Here is a 2,597-nt window from a genome sequence, read left to right as displayed (position 1 = left end):
GCGGGCGTCGCCGATGCGCAGGCGGTGATCTGCGCCGCCGACGACGACGGGCTGAACCTCGAATTCGCGCTGCTGGCACGGCAAGCCAATCCGAACGTGCGGGTGGTGGCGCGGCTGGCCAACAGTGTGCTGCGGGAGGCCATGGCGCAGGACAACGGGCCCGGCGCCATCCTCGACGTCGCCGACCTCGCCGCGGCATCGGTGGTGGAGGCGTGCCTGGCCCGGACCACCCACACGATTTCGGTGGCTGGGATCGACTTCGTCGTCTCAGGCACGGACGCGCCGCGCGACGGCACGTTGCGCGAGATCTACGGGGACCTGGCGCCCGCCGCGGTGATCCGCGGCGAGAACTCCGACACGCCCGGTGAGGTGGTGGCCTGTCCCGGCCGTGACTTCCGCGTTCGCGAGGGTGATTGGACCGCGATGATCGGCACCGCCGACGAACTCGTCGAGCAGGGCATCAAAATGCCCGAACCGCTGTCCCAACGGAAGTTGCGGCGTCCGCCAGTGCGCCGAGTGATCGACGCGGTGAGGCTGGTCCGCGAGGACATCAACCCGATGTTCTACCGGGCGTTCGCAGCCTCCATGACCCTGCTGCTGGGCGCGACGCTTCTGCTGCGCTTCACCTACCAACACCCACCAGGTATGACGTGGATCGACGCGCTGTATTTCAGCACCGAGACCATCGCCACGGTCGGGTACGGCGACTTCAGCTTTCTGGAGCAGCCAACCTGGCTGCGCATGTTCGGCATCTTGTTGATGTTCGCAGGTGTCACCACGACCGCGATCCTGGTGGCGTTCATCGCGGATCTGCTGTTGTCGCGACGGATCGCTCAATCCGCTGGCCGGCGCAAGGTGCGACTCCTCCGACGCCACGTGATCGTGGTCGGCCTCGGCTCGTTCGGCATCCGGGTGGTCAGTGATCTGACGGCCGCAGGCTACGACGTGGCGGTCATCGAGCGTGACGACGACAACCGCTACCTGACAACAGCCGCCCTCCTCGACGTACCGGTGATCTTCGGCGACGCCACGCTGCGCCAGACACTGGAATCCGCCCGCATCGACGAAGCCCGCGCCGTTGCGGTGCTGACCCAGGACGACATCGTCAACATCGAGACCGCGGTCGTGCTGAAGGAGATGCTCGGGCCGCGCACACTGCCGGAGGTCAACCGGCCCGACGTGCCGATCGTGCTTCGGGTCTACGACCGCACGCTCGGCGCGGCCGTCGCGCAGCGCTTCGGGTTTGAAAACGTCCGCTCCACAGTGGAACTCGGTGCGCCCTGGTTCATCGGCGCGGCGCTGGGTCTGCAGGTGCTCGGCACCTTCTCGGTCGGCCACCGCTCGTTCATGGTCGGCGGCATGTACGTCAAGCTCGGCAGCGAGCTCGACGGCATGCGGATGGCCGACCTGTCGACCCAGACCCGCGTCATCGCGATCACGCGGCCGGGGACGGCCGCTCGGCTGCACCCCCGCCGCGACACCAGGCTCAGCGCGGGCGACACCGCCTACCTGGTTGGGCCTTACCGGGAACTGCTGGACACCCTGCGCAAGGGCCAGGGCGCCCAGCCGTCCGACGTCACTGATTCAGCGACGACAGGTTGAAACCCGCGCGGCTGTCGAGATGCAGTGAGGATTGACAAGACACGCCTGGCTAGATTGACAGAACTTCGGCGTGTCGCGAGGGCTTGTCAATGTATCTTGCATAAGTGCAGCTCAGAGTGTGATTGGTTGCGCCTGGCGGTGGTCGCTGGATCACGCGCCGTCGCGGAGCTGACACGTTGTCGAGCGATGTACGGCTGCCCCGCAGAAGGCTGCGGCAGTCGGGTTGTCCGCGTCGACGGCGTTCATCTGGCCCTTCGGCCGAAGCTGCATCTGCCAAAGGTGTTGCGGCCGTGTCGGATACAAGACGCCTCATAGATGATCGTCAGTATCCATGATCTACTGATCATGGATGGCCGGTCGGCCGTTGGGGTCCTGAAATCAGCCGGGCGATGGTGCCGACGTCGTCACGGGTAGATGTGATTAGTCGACGTCTGAGAGATTTGCAAGCTTGCCGAACAGCGTGAGAAACGACAGTAAAGTGCTGTTCGTGCGCAGGAATCTGGTAGCCAACGGCCATGGCCGCTGGTTGGCACTCGCCGCCTCGCTGATCGTGGCGGGCGGGATGTTCTACGCCCAGGGTTCACAGCACGCCCAAGGCACCCAGCCATCGTGCTGCGCGGCGAATCCGGCTGCGACTGCGCCGCGCCCGGCGCCTCCGCTGCCTGGCGCACCGAAGGTCGCCACTCCGGCACAGGCCGAACTGTTGGCGGCAAGTGCGCCAGTCACTCCCGCCACCGCCATGCCCTTCGAGCTGCCGCCCGGTGTCGCGCCCGAGAACGGGTTACAAGTAGACACCATTCGGGTGGCCCGCGCCATCAGCGTCCTGTTTCCACAGATCACCACAATCGGCGGCTGGCGACAGGATGTCTTGAAATGGCACCCCAACGGATTGGCGATCGACGTGATGATCCCCGACCCCTTCTCCCCCGAGGGCGTCGATCTCGGCAACCAGATCGCCGGTTTCGCACTCGCGAACGCGCAACGATGGAACATCG

General features: G+C 65.9%; 1 protein-coding gene and 1 pseudogene. Both read left to right on the top strand.

What is annotated here, in order from left to right; genetic code table 11:
* On the top strand, window positions 1-1,602 hold a 1,602-nt coding region (locus QOH60_RS26980; protein ID WP_526424951.1), incomplete at its 5' end, for an NAD-binding protein.
* 472 nt (window positions 1,603-2,074) lie between these two features.
* A pseudogene (locus QOH60_RS26975) lies at window positions 2,075-2,597 on the top strand (VldE C-terminal domain-containing protein); the annotation flags it as partial.

Source organism: Mycobacterium sp. (assembly GCF_032159765.1).
Lineage (GTDB): Bacteria > Actinomycetota > Actinomycetes > Mycobacteriales > Mycobacteriaceae > Mycobacterium.
The sequence above is the reverse complement of the archived record's forward strand: the minus strand, read 5'-3'. Positions and strand labels throughout refer to the sequence as shown.